Genomic DNA, 23,095 nt, shown 5'->3' with positions numbered 1-23,095 from the left:
CATTTATCAAAATGGGAATAAAAAATTTTTCTGGAAAAGGAGAGGTCTTTGCCATGAACAGGTTGGAAAACAAGGTTGCTATCGTCACAGGCTCTACCAGTGGTATCGGCATCGGAATTGCCAGGCTTTATGCCGCCGAGGGCGCGCAGGTCGTTGTCTGCGGCCGCAGGGCGGAAAAAGGGCAGGCTGTGGTGGACAGGATCACTGCGGAAGGGGGCAAGGCGTCCTTCCATGTGATGGACATTACCGACACTGCCAGCATTGAAAAGCTGGTGGAGGATACCGCCGAAGCCTACGGTCATATCGACATTCTGGTGAACAACGCCGCCAACGTAGCGCTGAAGGACGGTCGTGTTGACGAGCTGACCATCGAAATGTGGGACGCTATTTTCCAGAGCGATATGCGCGGCACCTTCTATGTCACGAAGTGCGTGCTGCCCCATATGCGGAAGGACGCCCGGGGCGGCTCCATCATCAATATCGGCTCCATGGCTTCCTGCGGCGGCGACCTGGGGTCTACCGCCTATGCCAGCGCCAAGGCAGGTGTAGATATGCTCACCAAGTCCGTGGCGCTGCAATATGGCAAGGACAATGTCCGCTGCAACTGTATCCGTCCGGGTCTGATCGTTACCCCGGAGAATGACGCTCACGTACCTCAGGCGCTGAAGGACATCTTCCTCAGCAACATCATGGTGAACCGCTATGGCTGCCCTGAGGATATCGGTCATGCCTGCGTGTATTTCGGCTCTGACGAAAGCGCCTATGTCAGCGGGCAGATCATTACCGTGGACGGCGGCATGAATTCCCATGCCCCTACGGTCGCCCAGTTCCGTTCCATGGGTTCCCGTACCTGGTGATTTCATCGGGTGCCAGGGCTGCTGCGTGATTGCAGGCAGATAAACGAACAAAAGCCCCTTGCCAGTGTTGGCAAGGGGCTTTTCTGTGCGCCTGTTTTTTAAAAACCGGGTCAGCCGCCCGGAAAAATCCGAAGCCGTTACCGAATGACCCTGCACCGAATGATGGGCTCCAGCGCTTTCAGGCTCTCCACGGCTTCCGCAGTTAGTTCCCCGGAAACGTCCAGAATGGTGTAGGCGTACTCGCCTTTTGATTTGCTCTGCATATTTTCGATGTTGACGCCGGTCTTGCCGCAGGCGGCAGCCAGCACGGCAATGGTGTTGGGAATGTTCCGATGGATCAGGCAGACCCGCGCGGTGCCCGGCTCTCTCGCCATGGAAACGGCGGGCAGATTGACGGAATTGCGGATATTCCCGGTTTCCAGATAATCCCGGAGCTGTTCCGCCGCCATGACGGCGCAGTTTTCTTCACTTTCCGGCGTGGAAGCGCCGAGATGGGGGAGGGCGATAACATTTTCCGCGCCGATCATGTCGTCGTCGGGGAAATCTGTGGCATAGGCGGAAAGCTTCCCGCTTCCCAGCGCTTCCAGCACGGCGGCGGAATCTGCCAGGTCGCCCCGGGCAAAGTTCAAAACTCTTGCCCCGTCCTTCATTTTGGCAATGGCGTCCCTGCCGATCATGCCTTTGGTCTCCGGGGTCAGGGGCAGGTGGAGGGTGATATAGTCGCAGTTGGCGCAAATTTCATCAAAAGAAGTGGCGTGCCGCACGGCGCTGGAAAGCCGCCAGGCGGAGTCTACCGACAAAAAGGGGTCGTAGCCGTATACGGTCATACCCAGCTGCTCCGCGGCGTTTGCCACCAGTATCCCGATGGCGCCCAGCCCCACAACGCCCAGGGTCTTTCCCTGGATCTCAGGTCCTGCAAAGGCGCTTTTTCCCTTTTCCACCAGCTTGCCGACTTCTGCGCCCTGTCCCTTCAGCGTTTTTACCCAATCGGAGGAAGCTACGATCTTCCGGGAGGTGAGGAACAACGCGCAGAGCACCAGCTCTTTTACGGCGTTCGCGTTTGCACCGGGAGTGTTGAACACCACAATGCCCTGCTCTGTGCAGGCTTCCACGGGAATGTTGTTGACCCCCGCTCCGGCGCGGGCAATTGCCAGCAAAGCTTCATTCCTTTGCATCTCGTGCATGGAAGCGGAGCGCACCAGAATGCCCTCCGGGTTCTCCACGTTTTCCGAAACGGTATAGCCCTCGCCCAGCTTCTCCAGCCCCAGCGGGCTGATTTTATTCAGGCACTTGATCTGGAACATATTATTTCACCCTTCCTTCAAATTCCTTCATGAACTCCACCAGCTTTTCCACGCCCTCTACCGGCATGGCGTTATAGATAGAAGCCCGCATGCCGCCTACGCTGCGGTGCCCCTTCAAATTCACGAACCCTGCCGCCGCGCTTTCCTTGACGAACTGCGCGTCCAGCTCCGGGTCTCCCGTGACGAAGGTCACGTTCATCAGGGAGCGGCTGTCTTTTTCCGCGCAGGGCTTGAACAGGGTGGAAGAATCCAGGAAATCGTAGAGCAGCCCGGCTTTTTTGATGTTCCGCGCTTCCATGGCTTTTAAGCCGCCAATGTCGTCCCGCAGCCATTCCAGCACCAGCTTGCACATATAAATGGACCAGCAGGGCGGGGTGTTGTACATGGAATCGTTTTCCGCCATGACCTTATACTGGAACATGGTGGGGGTCTGCTCCATAGGCTCCCCAATCAGATCGTCCCGAATGATGACGATGGTCAAGCCCGCCGGGGCGACGTTTTTCTGCGCGCCCGCATACAGCAGCCCGAACTTCGATACGTCCAGCGGGCGGCTCAAAATGCAGGAGGAGATATCCGCCACCAGCGGTACGTTCCCGGTTTCCGGCAGCTCGTGCCACACGGTGCCGTAAATGGTATTGTTCATACAGATGTGGAAATAGTCCGCGTCGGGGCGGAACTCCGCTTTGTCCAGCGCGGGGATATGGGAGAAATTGTCGTCCTTGGAGGAAGCCACCGCCTTGCAGTCCCCGTACCGGCTGGCTTCCTTGTAAGCCTTGGTGGAGAACTGCCCGGAAAGGACATAATCCGCCTTGCCGGAGCCGGTCATCAGATTCAGCGGCACCATGGCGAATTGAGAGGAAGCGCCGCCCTGCAGGAACAGGATCTGATAATTGTCCGGGATCTCCATGACCTCCCGCAGCAGCGCCTTAGCGGACTGGAAGATCTCATCGTACACCTTGGAGCGATGGGACATTTCCATCACGCTCTGCCCGCTTTCGTTATAATCTGATATCTCGGCTGCCGCTCTTTGCAAAACGGCTTCCGGCAGCATGGAAGGACCTGCGGAGAAATTGTAAACACGTGACATGGCAATGACCTCCTGTGGGTTTTATTGGTTTACCTTAATGAAGTGATTTCGATTATTATACCTCTGCCCGGCAAAAAAGGCAAGGATTATTTTTGAGAAATTGAAATATTGTCAGTCATAACTTGCATTTTTTGCAAAAAACAAAATTTTGCGCAAAGAAAAAAGTATGCTATACTGGATGCTGGATATGAGAGACTGACGCTGGAAAAGGGCTATAGATCAGATAACTGCTTATGGTCGGGCGATAGCAGTTACTGTGCCCTTACGCCCTTTCTAACATCTAACGTCTAACATCTAACATCTATTAGGGCATATGGGACGCATATTATGTAAGGGGGACAAAGTACATGACCGTACAGGATTTGGCAAATGAACTTGGCTGGAAGCTGCTGGCGGGAAGCAGCGGGGCGGAGAAAGAGGTGGAAGGCTGCTTTGCGGGGGACCTTTTGAGCTGGGTCATGTCCCACGGGAGACCGGGGCAGGTCTGGCTTACGGTGCAGAATTCGGACACCGCCCTTGCCGTGGCAGTTCAAACAAAATTCTCTGCCATGGTGCTGGCGGGAAACGTCCGGCCAGACGAGGCTGCTCTGCGTCAGGCGGAGCAGCGGGGCGTCCCGCTGTACTCCTGCAAAGAAAATTTATATGAAGCAGCGGCCGCCGTTTATGAGGCCCTGACCGGACTGTCGGCAGAAAATCACTGATCTGTTTTTAGCGGTCAATTGTCTGTCTTGTTCTCTCAAAACAGGCAATTGATATTTTTATATCAATATTTTTGTATTTATTTACAGAAAAGCATGAGAAAAACAGCATAAAATTGTCAATTTGACAGTTTTAGTTCCTAGGAAGAACTATAAATCGACGAAACACGAGTATTATAAACATATTATTGGGCAATCTTCGTCCAAAAGCGACTGATTCTATCAGGGTAAGCAGATATGAAGGAGGAAACGCAATGCAAAAACGTATCAGTTCTCTGCCGTTCCATGATACCCCGGAACAGGCAAAGAAGCTCGACGCCGTGATCGAAAGCCTGAAAGGGCAGGCGGGCGCCGTCATGCCCGCGCTCCATCAGGCGCAGGATATCTACGGCTATCTGCCCATGGAGGTGCAGAAAAAGATTGCCGATGGGCTGGGGGTCTCGCTGGAGGAGGTCTACGGTGTGTCCACGTTCTATTCCCAGTTCTCCCTGACGCCCAAGGGGCGCAATCACATTTCCGTCTGCCTGGGGACCGCCTGCTATGTCAAGGGCGCGGACAAGGTGCTGGATAAGATCACCCAGAAGCTGGGTATTCAGCCGGAGGAATGCACGGAGGACGGTGCGTTTTCTCTCACAGCCTGCCGCTGTATCGGCGCTTGCGGTCTTGCCCCGGTCATGACGGTGAACGAAGACGTTTATGGTCGCCTTGTGCCGGAGGAGATCGACGGTATTCTGGCGAAGTACATGGAATGATCCATGCGCGAGCTGGCTCAGAACGTGATGGACCTGGCGCAGAACGCGCTTGCCGCCGGTGCGGATAAAATTTCCGTAGAGCTCCGGGAAGATTTTTTTAACGGCACATTGGTCCTGCGCGTCGCCGATAACGGCAGGGGCATGACAGCGGAGCAGACCGCGCGGGCAGCCGACCCATTCTATACCACCAGACCGGGAAAGCTTACCGGGCTGGGGCTTTCTCTGCTTCGGGAGGAGGCAAAGAGAACGGGGGGCAGCCTGACCGTTATTTCCCAGGAAAACAATGGGACGGCGGTCACAGCGGAATTTTCTCTGCACAGCGTGGATCTGCCGCCTGTGGGCGATGTAAACGGTGTGATAAGGCTTTTGCTTTGCTGCAACCCGGAAACGGACTTTACTTTTGTAAGAGCCCGCCGGGAGAAAAGCGGAACGGAGAAGCGCTTTTGCCTGGACCGCCGGACTTTGCGGGATATTTTGGGGGACCGCCTGCCTTTGAGTAACCCGGCGGCGTCCGTTCCCATTGAAGAATGGCTTTCCAGGCGGACTGAGCAGCTGGCGGACAGAAAATAGAAAGCGAAAAATCAGCAGGAAAGGAAGATACAGCATGAAATCGTTAGAGGAACTGCAAGCCGTAAAGGAGCGGGTAAGGGGTTCTCTTGCGCTGCGGGAAAACGGAGAATCGGAAACAAGGGTCCTGGTAGGCATGGCGACATGCGGCATTGCGGCAGGGGCAAAGGACGTTTTGAACGCCTTTGTGCAGGAAGCCGCCAGGCAGGGCATCACGGATATCGTGATCACCCAAACGGGCTGCATGGGGCTGTGCGCCTTTGAGCCCACCGTGGAGGTCACCACCCCCGCTACCGGGAAGACCGTCTACGGCAACATGACCCCGGAACGGGCAGCAAAAGTGATCGCCGAGCACATTATAGGCGGCAGGGTGGTCACGGAATACACCATTGGCGCAAAATAAAGGAGGGAAAGCAATGTATCGTTCAAACGTATTGGTCTGCGGAGGAACGGGCTGTACCTCCTCCAACAGTGAAAAGATCATCGAAACGCTGAAAGCGGAGATCAAGGCACAGAACCTGGAAGAAGAGGTCAACGTGATCCGTACCGGCTGCTTTGGCTTGTGCGCGTTAGGTCCCATCATGATCGTCTATCCCGAGGGCGCGTTCTACAGCCGTATCACCCCGGAGGATATCCCGGAGATCGTTTCCGAGCATCTGGTCAAGGGGCGTATTGTCAAGCGCCTTTTGTACCAGGAGACTGTTCAGGAGGACGGCAGTATCAAGTCCCTGAACGAGACCCGGTTCTATTCCAAGCAGCACCGCGTCGCCCTGCGCAACTGCGGCGTGATCGACCCGGAAAATATCGAAGAGTACATCGCCCGCGACGGTTACGCCGCGCTGGGCAAGGTCCTGACGGAAATGACCCCTCAGGACGTGATAGACACCATGCTGGCTTCCGGCTTGCGGGGCAGAGGCGGCGCCGGTTTCCCCACGGGCTTGAAGTGGAAATTTGCAGCAGCCAATGAAGCCGACCAGAAATATGCCTGCTGCAACGCCGACGAAGGCGACCCCGGCGCATTCATGGATCGTTCCGTTCTGGAGGGCGACCCCCACAGCGTGCTGGAAGCCATGGCGATCGCCGGCTATGCCATCGGCGCGACCCAGGGCTACATCTATATCCGCGCCGAATATCCCATCGCCGTCAAGCGGCTGGAGATCGCCATTGGGCAGGCGCGGGAGCGCGGCCTGCTGGGCAAGAACATTTTCAACTCCGGCTTTGATTTCGACATCGGCATTCGCCTGGGCGCAGGCGCCTTCGTCTGCGGCGAAGAGACCGCTTTGATGACCTCCATCGAGGGCAAGCGCGGCGAGCCCCGTGTCCGCCCGCCCTTCCCGGCGCTGAAGGGTCTGTTCGGCAAGCCCACCGTGCTGAATAATGTGGAGACCTACGCCAACATTCCGCAGATCATTTTGAAGGGCGCGGACTGGTTCCGCTCCATCGGCACGGAGAAGTCGCCCGGCACTAAAGTCTTTGCTTTGGGCGGAAAGATCACCAACACCGGCTTGGTGGAAGTGCCCATGGGCACCACCCTGCGGGAAGTGGTAGACGATATCGGCGGCGGCGTCCCCGGCAACCACCAGTTCAAGGCTGCCCAGACGGGCGGACCCTCCGGCGGCTGCATTCCCGCTCGGCTGATCGACACCCCCATCGACTATGATAACCTGATCGCCATTGGCTCCATGATGGGCTCCGGCGGTCTGATCGTCATGGACGAGACCACCTGTATGGTTGATATTGCCAAGTTCTTCCTGGAGTTCACCGTGGACGAATCCTGCGGTAAGTGCACGCCCTGCCGCGTGGGTACCAAGCGGCTGCTGGAGATCCTCAATAAGATCACCTCCGGCAACGGCACCATGGAAGACCTGGACAAGATGGAGGAGCTCTGCTATTACATCAAGGAAAACTCCCTGTGCGGTCTGGGGCAGACAGCCCCCAACCCGGTGCTTTCCACCCTGAAATATTATCGGGACGAGTATGAGGCACATGTGCTGGAGCACCGCTGCCCTGCCGGCGCCTGCAAGGCACTGACCAATTATACAATCGATCCCGAAAAGTGCAAGGGCTGCACCCTCTGCGCCAGGAACTGCCCTGTGGGCGCGATCAGCGGCGCGGTGAAGGAGACCCATGTGATCGACACCGAGAAGTGCATCAAGTGCGGCGTCTGTATGGAGAAGTGCAAGTTCGGCGCCGTGGTAAAGAAATAAGAGAGGAGTGAGAAGAGCATGGAACTGGTCACTGTAAAAATCAACGGCGTTCCCTATGAGGTGCCGGCGGATTCCACCATTCTGGAAGCTGCCCGCTTTGCCGGGATCGACATTCCGACCCTTTGCTATTTGAAGGACATAAACCAGATCGGCGCCTGCCGTATGTGCATGGTCGAGGTCAAGGGAGCCCGCTCTCTGGTGGCGGCGTGCGTATACCCCGTAAACGACGGCATGGAGGTGTTCACCAACACTCCCAAGGTGCAGGAATCCCGCCGTATGACGCTGGAGCTGCTGCTCTCCGTTCACGAGCGGAAATGCCTGACCTGTGAGCGCAGCGGAAACTGTGAGCTGCAAAAGCTCTGCAACGATATGGGCATTGAGGAGGACGAGCGCTTCTCCGGGGCGCTGCCTGCCGGGGACAAGGATATGTCCACCCTGTATCTGGAGCGCAACAACGCCAAATGTATCCTCTGCCGCCGCTGTGTGGCGGCGTGCCAGAACCAGCACGTGTCCGTCATCGGCGCCAATAACCGCGGCTTCGACACCCAGATCGGCTGTGCCTTTGAGCAACCCCTGAGCGATGTTTCCTGCGTTGCCTGCGGGCAGTGCATTGTCAGCTGTCCCACCGGGGCGCTGACTGAAAAGGACAGCATTCAGGACGTTTTGGACGCCCTGAACGACCCCGCGAAAACCGTCATCGTCCAGACCGCTCCCGCCGTCCGCGCGGCGCTGGGAGAAGAATTTGGTCTGCCCATCGGCACCAATGTAGAGGGCAAAATGGTCGCCGCTCTGCGCCGTTTGGGATTTGACAAGGTGTTTGACACCGATTTCGGCGCGGATATGACCATCATGGAGGAAGCGAACGAGTTCATCACCCGGGTGAAAAACGGTGGGAAGCTGCCCATCATCACCTCCTGCTCTCCCGGCTGGGTCAAGTTCTGCGAGCATTATTATCCCGACCTGATCGACAATCTTTCCACCTGCAAATCTCCCCAGAACATGACCGGCGCGCTGATTAAGACATGGTATGCCCAGAAAGAGGGCATCGACCCCAAGGATATCGTGTCCGTGTCCGTCATGCCCTGTACGGCGAAGAAATTTGAGATCCGGCGGGACGACGAAAGCGCCGCAGGTGTTCCCGATGTGGATATCAGCCTGACCACCAGAGAGCTTGCAAGGCTCATCAAGCGGGCGCAGCTGAATTTCGACCGTCTCCCGGAGGAGAAATTTGACGAAGCTATGGGCGTGTCCACCGGCGCGGCGGTGATCTTCGGCGCTACCGGCGGCGTGATGGAAGCCGCCCTGCGCACTGCCGCCGACTGGCTGGAGGGCAAGTCTGTGGATTCCGTGGAGTATCACGAAATCCGGGGCACGGAGGGCTTTAAGGAAGCGGTGTACAAGGTAGCCGGTATGGACGTGAAGGTGGCGGTAGTCAGCGGGCTTGCCAATGCGGACGCCCTGCTGCAAAAGGTCCGTTCCGGCGAAGCGGATTACCACTTCATCGAAGTCATGTGCTGTCCCGGCGGCTGCGTCAACGGCGGCGGTCAGCCCATTCAGTCCTCTACCGTTCGCAGCACCACGGATATCAAGGCGCTGCGCGCTAAAGCGCTGTACGATCAGGACAAAGCCATGCCCCTGCGCAAGAGCCACGAAAACCCCGTGGTCAAGAAGTGCTACGAGGAGTTCCTGGGCGAGCCCGGCAGCCATAAGGCGCATGAGCTTCTGCACACCTCCTATGTAAAGCGCGGCGTGTAAAAATTCTATAATAAGCTCCATTTTCAAATCTCCCTGCCGTTCCGGCAGGGAGATTTTTTGCGCTCCCAAAAGCAGGGCGAAACCTTGACCTGCGTCCCTCTTTTCGGTATAATATCCGCAAAGGGCAGCGGATATTATAAATTTGAAGTTGCCCGCCCAGTTTTTCGCTTTGCTCAGACGGGCGATGGTCTCCGGTGGAGAACTCAGCTGCCGCTTCAGACATTGCTGAACGTGCCCCACTGGGGCACAGCAACCGTTTATCGCCGACCGAGCCGACAGGCGAGAACGATGGCACATTATACCAACGCACGTTCCGTGCTTATGGTATAATAGATGCTGGATTCTGGAAGCTAGATGTTAGAAAGGGCGTAAGGGCACAAGAATTGCTGCGGTTGGGTCGCACGGGTTTTCTTTGCACAAGGAAGCTTCACGAGCGCTCACCGCAGGTGTGGTATAATATCCGCAAAGGGCAGCGGATACTATAAATTTGAAGTTGCCCGCCCAGTTCTTCGCTTTGCTCAGACGACCGATCGGCACATTATACCAACGCACGTTCCGTGCTTATGGTATAATATCCGCAAAGGGCAGCGGATATTATAGATTTGAAATTGCCTCGGTCAGTTCTTCGCTTTGCTCAGACGACCGATCGGCACATTATACCAACGCACGTTCCGTGCTTATGGTATAATAAACTAATAGATTACACATTGAGGTGATTCCTGTGAAAAAACTGATTTACATACTTCTGGCAGCGGTGCTGTGTTTCTCCCTTTCCGGCTGCGGGGGCAGCGGGGCGAGCGATAATAAAACCTCCGATTCCTACAGCGAGGAAGCTGCGCCGGGTGCGGCGGAAAACGGCGAGGTCGCCCTTCAGCCGGAAGCGACTGACCGCAAATTGATCTACACCTCCGATATTTCCGCGGAAACGAAGGATTTTGACACGGCAAAGCCTGCGGTGGACGCTCTGATCTCCAAATACGGCGGGTATCTGGAATCCTCCTCCTTCTCCGGCTACAGCAGGGGGGACGAAAGGGAAGCCCGCTCGCTGGATTACAGGATCCGCGTCCCTGCCGAATCCCTTTCCGATTTCCTGGCAGAGCTGGAAAACGCGGTGCGCGTGACCTCCAGCAACACCTATATGGAGGACGTGACCGGCAGCTATGTGGATACGGAAGCAAGGCTCAAGTCCCTGCGGCAGGAGGAGACCCGGCTGCTGGAGCTTTTGGCGCAGGCAGAGAACCTGGACGAAATTCTTCAGCTGGAGGACCGCCTTTCCAACGTGCGCTATGAGATCGAAAGTATGACCTCCCAGCTCCAGGTCTACGATGACGAGATCGCCTATTCCACAGTGAACCTCTCCCTGCGGGACGTGACGGAATACACGATCCGCCCGTCTTTTGGCTCCCGCTCCTGGGAAGCCTTTACAGGCGGCTGGACCAGCTTTGTCAATGTGCTGCAGGGGCTGGTGCTGGCGCTGCTGTGGCTGCTGCCTTTCCTTGTAGTGGCCGCTGCCATCACAGTCCCCATCGTGATTTTCAGCCGCCGCTCCGCTAAGAAGCGCCGGGCAAACTTTTCCGCGCCGCCTTTTGTGCCGACTCAGGGAAGTGCCCCTGCCGCTCAAAAGGAAGAAGAAAAGAAGGGCGAACAGTAAGGAATATCTGTTTTTATTCTTGCGCGAAGGAAAGATAAATGGTCGTAACTATGAAAAAATACAAAACTGTGATGAAATGGGTCGGAAAAATACTCAGCCTGCTGGGGTGTATCTGGTTTTTGCTGCCGCTGTTCCGCGGGGGCTTTGATCTGGGCGCTGTGTTCGGCTTCTGCGTCTGCCTGCTGGGATTTCTTATCCTGCAATTCTATTCCCGTTTTGCGGAGCGGGGCGGCTGGCGGAAAGCCATCGCCCGGCTGCTGTCCGTCTTTTACTGCCTTGGGCTTGTGTGGGCGGGCTATTTGACCGGGCTGATGCTGTCGGCTCAGTTTGCCGCGCCGCCCGCCGGGACCAATGTCATCGTTCTGGGCGCCCAGGTGTACAGTGCCGAGCGCATGGGCATGACCCTGACGAACCGCGTGAACACTGCCTATGACTATCTGATGAAATATCCCGGCGCCGTGTGTATCGTCACCGGCGGGCAGGGCGGGGACGAACCCTGCCCGGAAGCATTGACGGAGAAAAACGCCCTGCTGCGGCTGGGGATCGAGGAAAGCCGTATCCATATGGAGGATCAGTCCCGCAATACCCGGCAGAACCTGAAATTTTCCAAAGAGATCGCGGACAGGGAGGGGCTGGGAACGGAATTCGTCATCGTGACGCAGAGCTTCCATATGTTCCGCGCCATGAAGCTGGCGGAAAGCGCGGGGCTTACGCCCTACAGCCTGGTGGCGCCCACCGACCCGCTGCTGCTTCCCGAATATTACGGCAGGGAGCTTTTGTCCCTGACAAAATGGCACCTGGAAAACCTTGTGACCTATTCCCATGCCTCTGTGGGGATCATCGGCGGCGCGGACGGACCCACCGAGGTTTACATTTCCCCGGGAGATTGAACCGGCAGGAACGACTGATTCTTTACTGCTCTGGAAAAGAAAAGGAGACGGCAGATGGTAAAAATACTTTTGAAACGTGCCCGTATCATTGACCCCTCTCAAAACATGGATATGACAGGCGACATTCTCATTCGCGGCGGCAAAATCGAACAGGTCGGGGAAGACCTGTTCTCCCATGCGCAGGACGCGGAGGAGATCCTGGACTGCGCCGGGCTGGTTGCCGCGCCGGGGCTTGTGGATATGCACGTCCATCTCCGCGACCCCGGGCAGACGCATAAGGAAGACGTGTTTTCCGGCTGCCGTGCCGCCGCCGCGGGAGGCGTTACCAGCCTGCTTGCTATGCCCAATACCACCCCGCCGATGGACAGCCCCGGTGCGGTGCGCGCCCTGCTGGAAAAAGCAAAATCGGCTGACGCCGCCGTTTACACCGCCGCCTGTATCACCGAGGGGCTTGCCGGGGAAAAGCTTGCCAATCTGGCGGTCCTGCGGGAAGCGGGGGCAATTGCCCTCAGCGACGACGGTCAGCCTGTGAAAAACACCGCCTGTCTGCTGAAGGCGCTGAAACGCGCCCCGCAGCTCCACATGACCGTCACCGCCCACTGCGAGGATAAATTCCTTGCGGCGGGGGGGCTGATGAACGAGGGAGAGGTTTCCCGAAGGCTGGGCGTGCAGGGCGTTCCTAATGCCGCCGAGGACTGCGGCACAGCCCGGGAGATCGCCGCGGCAGCGTCCGTTGATGCGCCCATTCACATCTGCCATGTCAGCACAAAGGGCTCTGTGGCGCTGATCCGGGACGCCAGGCGCCGGGGCGTGAAGGTCACGGCGGAAACCTGCCCCCACTATCTGCTTCTCACGGAAGAAGCTCTCAGCAAAAAAGACGCGGATTACCGCATGAACCCGCCCCTGCGCACGGAGGAAGACCGGCAGGCGCTGCTGGAAGGGCTCAAAGACGGCACCATAGACGCCATCTCCACCGACCACGCGCCCCACACGCCGGAGGAGAAAGCGGATTTCTACATGGCGCCCAACGGCTCCATCGGCATGGAAACCTCCCTTTCTGCTGTGCTCACCGCGCTGGACGGCGTGCTGTCCCTCGGTGAGATCATCAAAAAGATGAGCGTGAACCCGGCGAAAATCCTGGGGATTCCCGCCGGCACGCTGGCAGTGGGCGCAAACGCGGACATTGTCCTGTTCGACCCCCAGCGGAAATGGACGGTGGACGAGAACGCCCTGCATGGCAAAAGCAGGAATACGCCCTTTAAGGGCATGACATTAAAGGGCAGGGTGCTGACCACCATTTTCCACGGCAGAAAAGTATACGATATCAGGTAAGGAGAAAGAGATATGGACAGATTGCTGGAAAAGATCGTAGAAAAGCAGAACCCCACCGTGGCAGGGCTGGACCCCAAGCTCAGCTATATCCCGGAGTATTTGAAAGCGGCAAGCTATGCGAAATACGGAAAAACGCTGGAGGGCGCGGCGGACGCGCTGCTTCAGTTTAACCGCGGGCTGATCGACGCCCTGTGCGATATCGTTCCGGCGGTGAAGCCCCAGGCGGCATATTATGAGATGTACGGCTGGCAGGGGGTGAAAGCTCTTGTGGAAACCATCGCCTACGCCAGAGAAAAAGGCTTATATGTAATCACCGACGGCAAGCGCAACGATATCGGCGCCACCATGCAGGCGTATGCCGCCGCCCATTTGGGTACCACTGATATTGAGGGGGAGCAGGTGGAAGCCTTCGGCGCTGACGCCCTGACCGTCAACGGCTATCTGGGCACGGACGGCATCGCCCCTTTGCTTTCCGTATGCAAGGATTGGGGAAAGGGGATTTTCGTGCTGGTGAAAACCTCCAATCCCTCCTCCGGCGAATTGCAGGATAAACTGCTGGGTTCCGGCGAAAGCGTGTACCGCGCCATGGGCGGTATGTGCGAAAGCTGGGGGAAAGACGTTCCCGGAAAATACGGCTACTCCGCTGTAGGCGCTGTGGTGGGGGCGACCTATCCCGCCCAGCTGGGAGAATTGCGGAAAGCGCTGCCCCATACCTTCTTCCTGGTGCCGGGCTACGGCGCCCAGGGCGGCGGGGCGGACGATGTCGCTCCCGCCTTTGACGAAAACGGTTTGGGCGCCATCGTCAATTCCTCCCGGGGAATCATGTGCGCCTATACCAAAGAGCCGGACTGCGCCCCGGAAGACTACGCACAGGCTGCCCGGAGAGAAGCAATCCGCATGAGAGATGAGATCGTGAAACGGATCGGGACGATCCGGCTTCCCTAAAGAAAAGGAGAAATTAGAATGAGTGAAATTGTTTTGAAGATACCCACTGCCGAATACGCCGGGCAGATCATGGCGTACCGCCGGGAATTTTTGGATGCCGGCGATGAAATGGACGGCTGCGGCGGTCTGCACAAATGTGAAAGCGCCGAGGAATGGATTGCAAAGGTGAAAAAGCTGAGCACCCCGGAGACTTGTCCCAGGGATCACATTTCTGATACACAGTACCTTGCCGTGCGGGAAAGCGATGATAAGCTCGTCGGCATGATCGACCTGCGCCACCATATCGACCACCCGGTTTTGTCCATGTTTGGCGGTCATATCGGCTACAGCGTACTGCCCAGCGAGCGCCGGAAGGGCTATGCCAAGGAAATGCTCCGGCAGTGCCTGGAAAAGGCGCGGGAGCGTGGGCTTACCTGGGTGATGATTTCCTGCAACATTCACAACTCCGGCAGCGAAAGAACAATTCTGGCAAATGGCGGCGTATTCCAGCGGGAGATATTTGTACCCGAGGAAAACGACACCATGAAAATTTTCTGGATCGAATTGAAATAAAAAGTGGATCGGCACGATCCGGCTTCCCTAAGGAAAGGAAGAATCTGTAATGAATGAAATTGTTTTGAAGATACCCACTGCCGAATACGCCGGGCAGATCATGGCGTACCGCCGGGAGTTTCTGGAAAATAACAGCGAAATGGACGGCACCAACGGTCTTCGCAAATGTGAAAGCGCCGAGGAATGGTTTGTCAAAGTGAAGCAGATGAGCAGCCCGGAAACCTGCCCAAAACAGCATGCCGTTTCCACCCAGTACCTTGCCGTGCGGGAAAGCGACGATAAGCTTGTCGGCATGATCGACCTGCGCCACCATATCGACCACCCGGCTCTTTCCATGTTTGGCGGGCATATCGGCTACAGCGTACTGCCCAGCGAGCGCCGGAAGGGCTATGCAAAAGAAATGCTCCGGCAGTGTCTGGAAAAGGCGCGGGAACGCGGGCTTTATTGGGTGATGGTTTCCTGCGGCAAGGGAAACCTTGGCAGTGAAAAGACCATTCTGGCAAACGGCGGGGTGCTTCAACGGGAGACCTTCGTGCCGGAAGAGAACGAGACCGTAAAGGTTTTTTGGATCGAATTGAAGTAAAAAGGGGAAAGGCTCATGAAGTACGATTCCAAGGGCTGTAAGCTGGTCAAAGCGGACAAGCTCACAGCCGATGTGTACGATTTTACGCTGGACTGCCCGGAGCTTGCAGCAAAAGCCCTGCCGGGTCAGTTCGCCCAGATCAGGCTGCCGGGGCACACCCTGCGCCGCCCCATTTCCATTTGCGAAATTGGGAAAGCGGCGGGAACCTTGCGCTTTGTGTTCCAGATCAGGGGGCAGGGAACGGCAGAGCTGGCGCAGCTTCAGCCGGGAAGCGAGCTTGAGATACTCGCCCCGCTGGGCAACGGCTTTCCCGTTGTCCCCGGCAAAAAGACGCTGCTGGTCGGCGGCGGCATTGGCGTTCCGCCCCTGCTGGGCTGCGCGGCGGAGCTGAGAGAAAATGCCGTAGCTGTATTGGGCTTCCGCACCGGGGAAGCCGTCATTTTAGAGCGGGATTTCCAAAGCGCCGGGGCAAAAACGCTGATCGCTACTGACGACGGCAGCTACGGCTTCCACGGGCTGGTGACGGAGCTGGCGGAGCGGGAAAAATTTGAAATGGTTTTCGCCTGCGGACCTGCCCCCATGCTGAAAGCCGTCCGCGCTTTGGCTGCGGAGAGAAACGTCCCCTGCTACCTTTCCCTGGAGGAGCGCATGGCGTGCGGCATCGGCGCCTGTCTGGGTTGCGCAGTTGCGCTGCTGGACGAAGCGGGGAACCAGTATTACGGTCACGTGTGCAAGGACGGTCCTGTCTTTGACAGCCGCCGGGTCTTGCTGTAAGGAGGGAACGTTATGATACTTCTGTGCTCCGATGGTCTCAGCAGTCAGGAGCTGCTGCGGGAAATGAAGCCGCGTCTCGGTTCCGGGAAAAAAGCGGCGCTGGTGGTGACATCAGACCCGGAATACAAGGAAAACAGTTGGCATGTGGAGCGTTGTACGAAAGAATTGGAATTTTTCGGGCTTTCTGTGGAGGTCTTTGATTTTGATACCCAGCCTGCGCAGCAGCTTGCCGCTTACGATGTGGTAGAGCTGATCGGCGGTAATCCCTACTATCTGCTCCACTCTATTCGGGAGCACCGTGCGGAAGCTGCCCTGAAAGAGGTGGCGAAGCGGGGCGTCCTCATCGGCTGGAGCGCCGGGGCGCTGGTGCTGGAGCCGACCATCGCCATTATCAACAGCTTCCGCCCAGAGCTGAATTTCCTGAATTTGCAGGATTTCACCGGGCTGGGCTTGACCGATGTACAGATTCTGCCCCACTACCGGCAGCAGTGCAGGAAAATTCCTGATACGGAAGAAAGGTGCCGCCGGTATGAGCAGGAAAATCACTGCACTGTTCTCCGGCTGGATGACGGCGAGGGGGTCGTGCTGGAAAACGGCACAACAAAAGTTGTCCGCCTGACCCAGAAGGTCGCCGTCGCCGGAGTAGATTTTAACAATCCCCTGATCGCCGCCTCCGGCACCTTCGGCTTCGGCAGGGAATACGGGGAATTTTACCCCCTTTCGGTGCTGGGCGGCATTTCCTGCAAGGGGACGACCATCAGGGAGCGCCCCGGCAACCCGCCCCCCAGGGTAACGGAGACCCCCGGCGGTATGTTGAACGCCGTGGGCTTGCAGAACCCCGGCGTGGAGCACTTTATCCAGCATGACCTGCCCTGGCTCCGGCGCCAGAAAACGAAGATCATCGCCAATGTGGCTGGCAATGCCCCGGAGGATTACTGCGCCACCGTGGAGCAGCTGAACGATACCCCCGTCCATATGATAGAGCTGAACATTTCCTGCCCCAACGTCAAGCAGGGCGGGGTGCAGTTCGGCACCACGGCGGAGGGGGTGTACGGCATCACCTCGGAAGTGCGCAGGCACTGCAAAAAGCCTTTACTGGTAAAGCTCTCTCCCAATGTAACGGATATTTCCGAAATGGCTGTGGCGGCGGAGCACGCCGGGGCGGACGCTGTTTCGCTTATTAACACCCTTACCGGCATGAGAATCGACATCAATACCCGCCGCCCCATTCTCCACAACAACACCGGCGGGCTTTCGGGTCCTGCCGTGCTGCCCGTTGCCCTGCGCATGGTGTGGCAGGCTGCCCAAAAGGTGAAAATTCCCATTGTTGGGCTGGGCGGGATCTCCACCTGGCAGGACGCGGTGGAAATGCTGCTTGCCGGAGCCACCGCCCTGCAGATCGGCACGGTCCTCTTTACCGACCCTTACGCGCCCCTGAAAATCGAAGCGGGGCTGGAAGCTTACATGGCGCAGAACGGGATTTCTTCGCTGTCCGAGCTGACGGGAGGGGTGCGCCCATGGTAAAGATTTACATTGTGCGGCACTGTGAGTCCATGGGCAATGTGGAACACCGCTTCCAGGGGCGCTTTGACGCGCCCGTCAGCCCCAGAGGGGAGCAGCAGCTGGAGCTTCTCGCCCTGCGCTTTCGCAATACCCATTTGGACGCCATCTATTCCAGCCCTTTGAGCCGCGCCCTGCGCACCGCTCAGGCAGTGAACCGATTTCACGACCTGCCCGTTCAAGTCAGGGACTCCCTGTCCGAGCTGGACGTAGGAGAAATGGAAAACCTGCTTTTGACGGAAATCGGCGAGAAATTCCCTTTGGTGGCAAAAAATTGGGACGAATCCCCCGACCTGTGTGAATTTCCCGGCGGAGAGACCATGAAGCAGGCGTATGACCGGGCAAACGGGGCGCTGGATCAGATCATTGCCGAAAACCCCGGCAAAACGGTGCTCATCGCCACCCACGGCGGCGTGATTCGGAACCTTGACGCCCGGATACGCACGGGAGACGTTACAGGAATGCGGGGCGGCGCTGTGTTCGGCAACACAGGCGTCAGTATTCTGGAAGCCGACGGCAGGGGCGGTCTCAAGTGGACGCTGGTAAACGACCAGTCCCACCTGCCGGAGGAGCTGCGCCGCTCGCCCACCAAGTATAAATTCCACACGGAAGCCGTATAAAGGAGAAACGCCATGATACTGCTGGGGGTAGATTTGGGAAAAGCCAGGACCGGGCTTGCCCTGTGCGATAAAGGGGAAGTCCTCGCTTCTCCTCTTGCTGTGCTGACCGAGCATAACCGGGAGCGGCTGGTGGAAAAAATTACCGCCGCCGCCCGGGAAAATCATGCAGAGGGTCTTATTGTCGGCTTGCCCCGGAACATGGACGGCAGCGAGGGGGAAAGCGCCCAAGGCGCAAGGGCAATCGGCGCAATGCTGGAAGAAGCTTCCGGGCTGCCGGTGGAATTTTTTGACGAGCGGGGCACCACCATCACCGCCCACGGCTACTTAAACGAGACCAATGTCCGGGGAAAAAAGCGGAAAGCCGTGGTGGACGCCGTTGCGGCTACCGTGATTTTACAGGCTTATCTGGACGGCAGGCGGGCAAAAGCAAAGTAAAATTCCAAAAAATCCCTTCCGGGCGCTGCCCCGGCAAAATAGTCCTATACTTTTTCTGAAATTTATTGTATGATACATACAAGACTTACAAAATGTAAGTCCGGGTAAAAATCTTGAGGAGATCATCAGGAGGGCTTTTCATGGCAGAGTACCAGATCATCACAGATTCCACCACAGACATTTCCCCGGAAATGATTGCGGAGCTTGGGGTGCAGGTCATTCCCCTTTGCTACATGATGGAGGGAAAGACCTTTCATAACATTCCCGGCGGCGGGGAAATGGACGAACACACCTTTTATGAGAAGCTGCGCTCCGGCAGCACCTCCACCACCGCCCAGATCAATTCGGAGGAGTTTCTCCAGCAATTCACGGCTATTTTGGAATCCGGGAAAGACGTTCTCTATCTTGCCTTTTCCTCCGGGCTTTCCGGCACCTGCCAGAGTGCCATGATCGCCAGGCAGGAGCTTCAGGAGAAATTCCCGGAGCGCCGTATCATGGTGTTCGATACCTTGTGCGCCTCCATGGGAGAGGGGCTTCTGGTCTATCATGCCGCTACCTTACAGCAGGCGGGGAAGACCATGGAGGAGGTATACGCGTGGCTTCAGGAAAATGTACTGCACCTGTGCCACTGGTTCACGGTGGACGACCTGAATCACCTGAAGCGCGGGGGCAGGGTGTCCGCCGCCACGGCGCTGGTTGGGACCATGCTGGGGATCAAGCCCGTGCTCCATGTGGACGATGAAGGGCACCTCATCAATGTTTCCAAAGCCCGCGGCAGGAAGCAGTCTCTGGACGCGCTGGTGAAGAAAATGGAAGAAACCGCCATTGACCCCAAAAACCAGACCGTTTTCATCAGCCATGGCGACTGTTTGGAGGACGCGCAGTACGTTGCCGGGCAGGTCAAAGAGAAGTTTGGCACCACGGATATCCGCATCAATTTTATCGGTCCCGTCATCGGCGCCCATTCGGGTCCCGGCACGGTAGCCCTGTTTTTCCTGGGCAGCCGGAGATAAATTGAATTTTAGAAGCGCCCTGGAAAAGCCTTCCGCTTTTCTAAGGCGCTTTTTTTCTTGACAAATTCCCGGGAAAAGGGTACATTGTAAGAACGGGGAACAAGCCCCGAAACTATGATGAGAATAAAGGAGGGAGCAATGTGAGTGTCCCGCGAAGTAACGGCGGCATAAAGCCTGGAGAACAGGGTGCGGCGGAAGTCCCGTTATGCCGTTTCATTCGGTATGGGCGCGGCATTGCGCCCTGTTTTTCATAGCCACGCGTCGGCTTTTTTGAAAGGCGTTTCGACGTGTTCTGGTTTTGTGCTGCCTCCACCATTGGAAAGAAGGAGGTATGTACTGTGAACGAAAAAATTTTAGAGCTTTTGAACGACAAAAAGTATGGGGAAGCGGCTCAGCTCATGAAGGACATGATCCCCGCGGACGCCGCCGCCCTGCTGGAAGAAATGCCGGAAGCGAAAATGCCGATCCTGTTCCGCCTGCTGCCCAAAGAGCTGGCGGCGGACGCCTTTGCCTACATGGAGGGCGAAACGCAGGAGCTTTTGATCCGCGGCTTCAGCGACAAGGAGCTGGACGAGGTGATGGAGCAGCTCTTTTTGGACGACACCGTGGACATGATTGAAGAAATGCCCGCGAACGTGGTGAAGAAAATTCTCCGCCACGTGGATTCCGACACCCGGAAAATGATCAATCAGGTGCTGAATTACCCGAAAGACAGCGCCGGAAGCATCATGACCATGGAATATGTGGACTTGAAGCGCAGCATGACCGTAGAGCAGGCATTTGAGCGTATTCGTGCCACAGGCGTGGAAAAGGAGACCATCTATACCTGTTATGTCACCGACAGCCGCCGGAAGCTGGAAGGCATCGTCACGGTGAAGGACCTGCTCCTCGCCCCGAAAACAGAGACCATTCGGAACATCATGGAAACGAATGTGAAGTTTGTCTCCACCCATACCGACCAGGAGGAAGTGGCGCAGGAGCTGAGCCGGTACGACTTCCTGGCGATCCCCGTGGTGGACGCGGAGGAGCGGCTGGTAGGTATCGTTACGGTGGACGACGCTATCGACGTTTTGCAGGAAGAAGCTACCGAGGATATCGAAAAAATGGCGGCTATGTCGCCCTCGGAGAAGCCCTATATCAAAACCGGCGTGTTCGCCACATGGAAGCAGCGCGCCCCGTGGCTTTTGATCCTCACCCTTTCCGCCACCTTTACCAGCGCCATCATTTCCTCTTATGAAAGCGCTTTGGCGGCGACCGTTGTGCTGACCAATTTTATTCCCATGCTGATGGATACCGGCGGCAATTCCGGCAGCCAGTCCTCCATCACCATCATTCGCGGGCTTTCGCTGGGGGAGATACGGTATTCCGACGTGCCCCGTATCATTTTGAAGGAAGCAAGCGTTGCCCTGCTCTGTGGCGCTACCCTTGCGGTGGTAAATTTTGTCAAGCTGCTTGTCTTTGACCGTGTCACCCTGCTGGTCGCCGCCGTGGTGTGCCTTACCCTGCTTGCCGTCATGCTGGTGGCGAATCTGGTGGGCAGCACGCTGCCCATTCTGGCAAAGCGCCTGGGCTTTGACCCTGCCGTGATGGCAAGCCCGTTTATCACCACCATTGTGGACGCAGTGGCGCTTGTGATTTATTTCAACATCGCGAAGCTCCTGTTGGGTATCTGATATCCAAAGCAGGTCAAGAATAAGAGCCAATGCAAAAATCCGCTGAGAGAAAAACTTTCTCCCAGCGGATTCGTTATGTTCTGCAGTTTTTCTTTACTCGAAGTTCACTACAATGCCCTTTTCGTCAGATTCCAGCGCCGCTTCCATCAGCCGCAGCACCCGGAGGGCTTCTTCGTTTTTGATTACAGGCTCTGCCTTGCCCAGCACCACGTCACAGAAATTAGAATAGAGCTGGTTGCGGTCGTATGGCTCATAGGGGAGGGGGCGCTCCTCTACGGAATCCTTATTTCTGGGAGCCATGGTTTTGGACAGCCCCTCGCCCATCAAAATGGGGGTGGCGTCCTTGTCTTCCCAGCTGTGCAGCACCACCATGCGTCCCTCGTCCTTGAAATCGGCAATGGTAGCGGTGCCCTGATCTCCTGCCATGTACCAGTTCGGCAGAGTGATAAAGTTGCAGGTGCCCACCTCCACTGTGGCGGTAATGCCGCTTTCAAAGGTCATGTTCATAAAGAAGCCGTCGTCCACCTCGTCGTTGGTCACATGGGTCATCTTGGCGTAAACCTGCTTGATCTTCTCCGGGATCATCAGCACAAGGCGGTCCAGCAGGTGGACGCCCCAGTCAAACATCATGCCGCCGCCCATAGCCTTGATCCCCCGCCAGTCGCCGGGAATGCCGCGGGAGCCCTGGTACCGGGACTCCACATGGAACACATTGCCGATGAGCTTTTCATCGTAGACCTTCTTCATTACGAGATAGTCCTTATCCCAGCGGCGGTTCTGCCGGGGATAGAAGACCTTGCCCGTCTCCTTGGCAACTGCCATAACGTCCACTAAGTCCTGACTGTTCATCATCACAGGCTTTTCACAGAGAACATGCTTCCCGGCGCGCATGGCGCGAATGGAAAGCTCCTTGTGGCTGTCGTTGGGGGTCGCCACTAGTACGGCGTCCACCGCGTCGTCTGCCAGAATTTCCTCAAAGCTGTCATAGGTGCGGAAGCCCTGCTTCCTTGCCCATTCCTGACGTTCCTTCTTGATGTCGAAGGTGCCCGCAAGCACCATCTTCTTGGTCAGGTCGGTGTCGCCGGGCAGAAGCTCCCGTCCCTTGGAGCCGTCAGTCATCCACAGCGCCTGACCGCTGCCTGTTGAAATGGCGACAGCGTGTCCGCCGCCCATGCCGCCGCAGCCCACAATGGCAACGGCTACTTTTCCGTCTATCATGAAAAAACCTCCCGTGTTTGAAACTGTACCCGGCAGAAAGCCATGGATACCATTCTACTAATTAGTATCATTTTTCGGGACTTCTGTCAAGGAAAATCTCTGCCGACCGATTTTCGGTGCATTACAAAAAAGGAAAATGTCACAGAACGGAAAAACTGCTGCCGAAAGAGCTTTGCCCACCTGCTTTCCTGCGGAAAACTTATCTGATTGAAATACGGGTTCAAGTCCCATTTTGTGCGCGAGACGGGACAAAAAACGGTTTCGCTGTGTTCGCCCGTTTTCCTGAAGTTTTCCTGTGGAAAACTTATCTGATTAAAATACGGGTTCAAGTCCATTTGCAATGCGCGAGACGGGACAAAAAACGGTTTCGCTGTGCTTGCCCGTTTTCCTGAAGTTTTCCTACGGAAAACTTATTTAACTGGAATATATTGTTTAAGCCCCTTTTTACCCAAATAGTTGCCCCGTCCAAAGCAAATTTCAGCGCGCGCCGCTGCTTTTTGGAAAAGGAACACGCCTCCACACGCGACTTGCGTGCAGGCGCAGCCTGCATGCGCGAGACGGGACAAAAAACGGTTTCGCTGCGCTCAGCCGTTTTCCTGAAGTTTTCCTGCGGAAAACTTAT

23 protein-coding genes and 1 pseudogene are annotated in these 23,095 nt (G+C 56.7%); 20 read left to right on the top strand and 4 right to left on the bottom strand.

Annotation, left to right across the window (positions count from 1 at the left end):
* The first annotated feature begins 53 nt into the window (after positions 1 to 53).
* Complete coding sequence (locus tag AB8996_RS04740) at positions 54 to 857, top strand: SDR family NAD(P)-dependent oxidoreductase (protein WP_369297824.1); 804 nt, start codon at positions 54 to 56, stop codon at positions 855 to 857.
* 137 nt (positions 858 to 994) lie between these two features.
* On the opposite strand, the gene AB8996_RS04735 is transcribed toward AB8996_RS04740, so the two are convergent.
* Positions 995 to 2,161: a 3-phosphoglycerate dehydrogenase family protein gene (locus AB8996_RS04735; RefSeq protein WP_369297823.1), complete on the bottom strand. Its 1,167-nt coding sequence runs from the start codon at positions 2,159 to 2,161 to the stop codon at positions 995 to 997.
* Between the two features lies 1 nt (position 2,162).
* Positions 2,163 to 3,248, bottom strand: coding sequence for a 3-phosphoserine/phosphohydroxythreonine transaminase (gene serC / locus AB8996_RS04730; protein WP_369297822.1), 1,086 nt, complete (start codon positions 3,246 to 3,248; stop codon positions 2,163 to 2,165).
* A 347-nt stretch (positions 3,249 to 3,595) separates the two neighbouring features.
* Between serC and AB8996_RS04725 the strand changes: the two genes are divergently transcribed.
* The 19 genes and pseudogenes from AB8996_RS04725 (at position 3,596) to mgtE (ending at position 21,255) form a co-directional block, all read left to right on the top strand.
* On the top strand, positions 3,596 to 3,949 hold the full coding sequence (locus AB8996_RS04725; protein ID WP_369297821.1) for a DRTGG domain-containing protein: 354 nt from the start codon (positions 3,596 to 3,598) through the stop codon (positions 3,947 to 3,949).
* 251 nt (positions 3,950 to 4,200) lie between these two features.
* The gene (gene nuoE / locus AB8996_RS04720; protein ID WP_369297820.1) at positions 4,201 to 4,698 is read left to right on the top strand and encodes an NADH-quinone oxidoreductase subunit NuoE; all 498 of its coding nucleotides are present in this window, start codon (positions 4,201 to 4,203) and stop codon (positions 4,696 to 4,698) included.
* A 3-nt stretch (positions 4,699 to 4,701) separates the two neighbouring features.
* A complete protein-coding gene (locus tag AB8996_RS04715) occupies positions 4,702 to 5,268 on the top strand; it encodes an ATP-binding protein (protein ID WP_369297819.1) in 567 nt (188 codons plus the stop codon).
* Positions 5,269 to 5,302: 34 nt separating this feature from the next.
* The gene (locus AB8996_RS04710; protein WP_369297818.1) at positions 5,303 to 5,668 is read left to right on the top strand and encodes a ferredoxin; all 366 of its coding nucleotides are present in this window, start codon (positions 5,303 to 5,305) and stop codon (positions 5,666 to 5,668) included.
* A 13-nt stretch (positions 5,669 to 5,681) separates the two neighbouring features.
* Entirely contained in the window at positions 5,682 to 7,472 is a 1,791-nt protein-coding gene (nuoF, locus tag AB8996_RS04705) for an NADH-quinone oxidoreductase subunit NuoF (protein WP_369297817.1), read from the top strand.
* A gap of 18 nt (positions 7,473 to 7,490) precedes the next feature.
* Positions 7,491 to 9,227, top strand: coding sequence for an NADH-dependent [FeFe] hydrogenase, group A6 (locus AB8996_RS04700; RefSeq protein WP_369297816.1), 1,737 nt, complete (start codon positions 7,491 to 7,493; stop codon positions 9,225 to 9,227).
* 721 nt (positions 9,228 to 9,948) lie between these two features.
* Positions 9,949 to 10,878, top strand: a complete 930-nt coding sequence (locus tag AB8996_RS04695) for a DUF4349 domain-containing protein (RefSeq protein WP_369297815.1) — start codon at positions 9,949 to 9,951, stop codon at positions 10,876 to 10,878.
* Positions 10,879 to 10,928: 50 nt separating this feature from the next.
* Positions 10,929 to 11,768, top strand: coding sequence for an ElyC/SanA/YdcF family protein (locus AB8996_RS04690; RefSeq protein ID WP_369297814.1), 840 nt, complete (start codon positions 10,929 to 10,931; stop codon positions 11,766 to 11,768).
* A 54-nt stretch (positions 11,769 to 11,822) separates the two neighbouring features.
* The gene (locus AB8996_RS04685) at positions 11,823 to 13,100 is read left to right on the top strand and encodes a dihydroorotase (protein ID WP_369297813.1); all 1,278 of its coding nucleotides are present in this window, start codon (positions 11,823 to 11,825) and stop codon (positions 13,098 to 13,100) included.
* Between the two features lie 12 nt (positions 13,101 to 13,112).
* Positions 13,113 to 14,045 (top strand): orotidine-5'-phosphate decarboxylase, encoded by a 933-nt coding sequence (gene pyrF, locus AB8996_RS04680; RefSeq protein WP_369297812.1) that lies wholly within the window; start codon positions 13,113 to 13,115, stop codon positions 14,043 to 14,045.
* An 18-nt stretch (positions 14,046 to 14,063) separates the two neighbouring features.
* Positions 14,064 to 14,597 (top strand): GNAT family N-acetyltransferase, encoded by a 534-nt coding sequence (locus tag AB8996_RS04675; protein ID WP_369297811.1) that lies wholly within the window; start codon positions 14,064 to 14,066, stop codon positions 14,595 to 14,597.
* A 49-nt stretch (positions 14,598 to 14,646) separates the two neighbouring features.
* Positions 14,647 to 15,180 (top strand): GNAT family N-acetyltransferase, encoded by a 534-nt coding sequence (locus AB8996_RS04670; protein ID WP_369297810.1) that lies wholly within the window; start codon positions 14,647 to 14,649, stop codon positions 15,178 to 15,180.
* A gap of 15 nt (positions 15,181 to 15,195) precedes the next feature.
* Positions 15,196 to 15,954 (top strand): dihydroorotate dehydrogenase electron transfer subunit, encoded by a 759-nt coding sequence (locus tag AB8996_RS04665; protein ID WP_369297809.1) that lies wholly within the window; start codon positions 15,196 to 15,198, stop codon positions 15,952 to 15,954.
* 12 nt (positions 15,955 to 15,966) lie between these two features.
* Positions 15,967 to 16,551 (top strand): annotated as a pseudogene (locus AB8996_RS04660) (Type 1 glutamine amidotransferase-like domain-containing protein); the annotation flags it as partial.
* Positions 16,552 to 16,569: 18 nt separating this feature from the next.
* Complete coding sequence (locus AB8996_RS04655) at positions 16,570 to 17,478, top strand: dihydroorotate dehydrogenase (RefSeq protein WP_369297835.1); 909 nt, start codon at positions 16,570 to 16,572, stop codon at positions 17,476 to 17,478.
* Entirely contained in the window at positions 17,472 to 18,134 is a 663-nt protein-coding gene (locus tag AB8996_RS04650; protein ID WP_369297808.1) for a histidine phosphatase family protein, read from the top strand. The genes AB8996_RS04655 and AB8996_RS04650 overlap by 7 nt, the downstream gene beginning before the upstream one ends.
* Positions 18,135 to 18,146: 12 nt before the next feature.
* Positions 18,147 to 18,569: a Holliday junction resolvase RuvX gene (ruvX, locus tag AB8996_RS04645; protein ID WP_369297807.1), complete on the top strand. Its 423-nt coding sequence runs from the start codon at positions 18,147 to 18,149 to the stop codon at positions 18,567 to 18,569.
* A 140-nt stretch (positions 18,570 to 18,709) separates the two neighbouring features.
* Positions 18,710 to 19,582 (top strand): DegV family protein, encoded by an 873-nt coding sequence (locus AB8996_RS04640; RefSeq protein WP_369297806.1) that lies wholly within the window; start codon positions 18,710 to 18,712, stop codon positions 19,580 to 19,582.
* Between the two features lie 338 nt (positions 19,583 to 19,920).
* Positions 19,921 to 21,255, top strand: a complete 1,335-nt coding sequence (gene mgtE / locus AB8996_RS04635) for a magnesium transporter (RefSeq protein ID WP_369297805.1) — start codon at positions 19,921 to 19,923, stop codon at positions 21,253 to 21,255.
* A gap of 93 nt (positions 21,256 to 21,348) precedes the next feature.
* On the opposite strand, the gene AB8996_RS04630 is transcribed toward mgtE, so the two are convergent.
* Both AB8996_RS04630 and AB8996_RS04625 read right to left on the bottom strand, forming a co-directional pair.
* On the bottom strand, positions 21,349 to 22,473 hold the full coding sequence (locus AB8996_RS04630; RefSeq protein WP_369297804.1) for a Gfo/Idh/MocA family protein: 1,125 nt from the start codon (positions 22,471 to 22,473) through the stop codon (positions 21,349 to 21,351).
* Positions 22,474 to 22,798: 325 nt separating this feature from the next.
* A partial coding sequence (locus AB8996_RS04625) for a hypothetical protein (RefSeq protein WP_369297803.1) occupies positions 22,799 to 23,095 on the bottom strand: 297 nt, incomplete at its 5' end.

The sequence above is a fragment of the uncultured Neglectibacter sp. genome (genome assembly GCA_937958185.1).
Classification (GTDB): domain Bacteria; phylum Bacillota; class Clostridia; order Oscillospirales; family Acutalibacteraceae; genus Acutalibacter.
Note: the sequence above shows the minus strand (reverse complement) of the source record. Positions and strands in the feature narration are given on the sequence as shown.

Coding starts and splice junctions, on each gene's coding strand:
- AB8996_RS04665 (WP_369297809.1), top strand. CDS start 15,196: ATGAAGTACGATTCCAAGGGCTGTAAGCTGGTCAAAGCGGACAAGCTC.
- AB8996_RS04650 (WP_369297808.1), top strand. CDS start 17,472: ATGGTAAAGATTTACATTGTGCGGCACTGTGAGTCCATGGGCAATGTG.
- AB8996_RS04700 (WP_369297816.1), top strand. CDS start 7,491: ATGGAACTGGTCACTGTAAAAATCAACGGCGTTCCCTATGAGGTGCCG.
- ruvX (WP_369297807.1), top strand. CDS start 18,147: ATGATACTGCTGGGGGTAGATTTGGGAAAAGCCAGGACCGGGCTTGCC.
- AB8996_RS04690 (WP_369297814.1), top strand. CDS start 10,929: ATGAAAAAATACAAAACTGTGATGAAATGGGTCGGAAAAATACTCAGC.
- nuoE (WP_369297820.1), top strand. CDS start 4,201: ATGCAAAAACGTATCAGTTCTCTGCCGTTCCATGATACCCCGGAACAG.
- AB8996_RS04630 (WP_369297804.1), bottom strand. CDS start 22,473: ATGATAGACGGAAAAGTAGCCGTTGCCATTGTGGGCTGCGGCGGCATG.
- serC (WP_369297822.1), bottom strand. CDS start 3,248: ATGTCACGTGTTTACAATTTCTCCGCAGGTCCTTCCATGCTGCCGGAA.
- AB8996_RS04640 (WP_369297806.1), top strand. CDS start 18,710: ATGGCAGAGTACCAGATCATCACAGATTCCACCACAGACATTTCCCCG.
- AB8996_RS04725 (WP_369297821.1), top strand. CDS start 3,596: ATGACCGTACAGGATTTGGCAAATGAACTTGGCTGGAAGCTGCTGGCG.
- AB8996_RS04685 (WP_369297813.1), top strand. CDS start 11,823: ATGGTAAAAATACTTTTGAAACGTGCCCGTATCATTGACCCCTCTCAA.
- AB8996_RS04715 (WP_369297819.1), top strand. CDS start 4,702: ATGCGCGAGCTGGCTCAGAACGTGATGGACCTGGCGCAGAACGCGCTT.
- AB8996_RS04670 (WP_369297810.1), top strand. CDS start 14,647: ATGAATGAAATTGTTTTGAAGATACCCACTGCCGAATACGCCGGGCAG.
- AB8996_RS04710 (WP_369297818.1), top strand. CDS start 5,303: ATGAAATCGTTAGAGGAACTGCAAGCCGTAAAGGAGCGGGTAAGGGGT.
- pyrF (WP_369297812.1), top strand. CDS start 13,113: ATGGACAGATTGCTGGAAAAGATCGTAGAAAAGCAGAACCCCACCGTG.
- AB8996_RS04675 (WP_369297811.1), top strand. CDS start 14,064: ATGAGTGAAATTGTTTTGAAGATACCCACTGCCGAATACGCCGGGCAG.
- nuoF (WP_369297817.1), top strand. CDS start 5,682: ATGTATCGTTCAAACGTATTGGTCTGCGGAGGAACGGGCTGTACCTCC.
- AB8996_RS04740 (WP_369297824.1), top strand. CDS start 54: ATGAACAGGTTGGAAAACAAGGTTGCTATCGTCACAGGCTCTACCAGT.
- AB8996_RS04735 (WP_369297823.1), bottom strand. CDS start 2,161: ATGTTCCAGATCAAGTGCCTGAATAAAATCAGCCCGCTGGGGCTGGAG.